We start from the raw sequence: 1,725 nt of genomic DNA, 5'->3' as shown, positions 1-1,725 counted from the left end.
GCGTCAGGGTGGTCATACGAAAACTCCTCTCTTGTTTAGGTGCAACGCCGCACTGAGGACTCACAGGCGCTGTCGAATATACCTGGTCAACACCGTGGTCGGCTTCATCGGCCCGGAGTACCTGTACAACGGCAAGCAGATCATCCGCGCCGGGCTCGAGGACCACTTCTGCGGCAAGCTGCTCGGCGTGCCCATGGGCTGCGACATCTGCTACACCAACCACGCCGAAGCCGACCAGGACGACATGGACACCCTGCTGACCCTGCTGGGCGTGGCCGGGATCAACTTCATCATGGGCATCCCCGGCTCCGACGACATCATGCTCAACTACCAGACCACCTCGTTCCACGACGCCCTCTACGCCCGGCAAACCCTGGGCCTGAAGCCCGGCCCGGAATTCGAGGCGTGGCTCGAACGCACCGGTATCTTCACCCAGGCCGATGGCCGCGTACGTTTCGGCGACAACCTGCCACCGGCCTTCCGCCAGGCCTTGGCGCAGCTCGCATAGGGATGACCATGGACCGACACACCCCCACTCCGGACAACCCCTGGCTGGCCCTGCGCAACCTGACCCCGGCCCGCATCGCCCTAGGGCGCGCTGGCACCAGTTTGCCGACCGGTGCCCAGCTGGACTTCCAGTTCGCCCACGCCCAGGCCCGCGATGCCGTGCACTTGCCGTTCGACCACGTAAGCCTGCGCCAGCAACTCTCCGACCGTGGCCGCCAGAGCCTGCTGCTGCATAGCGCCGCCAGCGACCGCCACCAGTACCTGCAACGGCCCGACCTGGGCCGACGCCTCAACGAGGAATCGGCGCAGCAACTGCGCGAGCACGCCCAGGCCAACCCGGGCGGGGTCGACCTGGCGATTGTCGTCGCCGACGGCCTCTCGGCCCTGGCCGTGCACCGGCACACCCTGCCGTTGCTGGCACGTTTCGAGGAACAAGCCGCCGCCGACGGCTGGAGCAGCACCCCGGTGGTGCTGGTGGAGCAAGGCCGGGTGGCGGTGGCCGATGAAGTCGGCGAGCTGCTGGGCGCGCGCATGACCGTGATGCTGATCGGCGAACGCCCGGGGCTCAGCTCCCCCGACAGCCTGGGCCTGTACTTCACCTACGGGCCCAAGGTCGGCCTGACCGACGCCTACCGCAACTGCATCTCCAATGTGCGCCTGGAAGGCCTGAGCTACGGCATGGCCGCCCATCGCCTGCTGTACCTGATGCGCGAGGCCTGTCGACGACAGCTTTCCGGGGTAAACCTGAAGGACGAAGCCGAGGTTCATAGCCTCGACAGCGAAGACTCTTCCAACAAAAGGGGCAATTTCCTACTCGGAGAAGAGTAAGAAACCTGTAATGGAGTGCAGATTGCGCTTCTAGCCTGCTTTAGGCAGCATGCGACTTGAACGCTGCTGGCAATGCGCCGTATCCCTAATGGACTCTGAGGCCCGCACATGCGAATCATCAAGGCAACCCTGGAACACCTCGACCTGCTCACGCCACTGTTCGTCAAATACCGCGAGTTCTACGGCGAGCTGCCCTACCCGGACACCTCCCGGACCTTCCTTGAAAAGCGCCTCAAGCGCAGTGAGTCGGTGATCTACCTGGCCTTGCCGGATGACGAAGACGGCCGCTTGATGGGTTATCGCTGGTATCGAGGGAGTGGGAGAGGCGACGGATGCGTGCCTCCAGGCGTTCTATATCGACCTTGAGCGAGTCCAGCTCGCTGAAGGCCG

At 64.4% G+C, this 1,725-nt stretch carries 1 protein-coding gene and 3 pseudogenes; 3 read left to right on the top strand and 1 reads right to left on the bottom strand.

What is annotated here, in order from left to right; translation table 11 throughout:
- Positions 1 to 79 precede the first annotated feature (79 nt).
- From eutB to ACQKPE_RS26485, 3 genes and pseudogenes are all read left to right on the top strand, one after another.
- A pseudogene (gene eutB, locus ACQKPE_RS26495) lies at positions 80 to 508 on the top strand (ethanolamine ammonia-lyase subunit EutB); the annotation flags it as partial.
- Between the two features lie 8 nt (positions 509 to 516).
- Entirely contained in the window at positions 517 to 1,335 is an 819-nt protein-coding gene (gene eutC, locus ACQKPE_RS26490) for an ethanolamine ammonia-lyase subunit EutC (protein ID WP_427669640.1), read from the top strand.
- A 108-nt stretch (positions 1,336 to 1,443) separates the two neighbouring features.
- Positions 1,444 to 1,635 (top strand): annotated as a pseudogene (locus ACQKPE_RS26485) (GNAT family N-acetyltransferase); the annotation flags it as partial.
- Here ACQKPE_RS26485 and ACQKPE_RS26480 read toward each other — a convergent pair.
- Positions 1,631 to 1,725: pseudogene (locus ACQKPE_RS26480) on the bottom strand (SCP2 domain-containing protein); the annotation flags it as partial. The pseudogenes ACQKPE_RS26485 and ACQKPE_RS26480 overlap by 5 nt on opposite strands.

Origin of the sequence: Pseudomonas sp. NPDC089554 (assembly GCF_050280645.1) — a bacterium.
Lineage (GTDB): Bacteria > Pseudomonadota > Gammaproteobacteria > Pseudomonadales > Pseudomonadaceae > Aquipseudomonas.
This window is presented reverse-complemented; position numbering and strand designations above follow the sequence as displayed.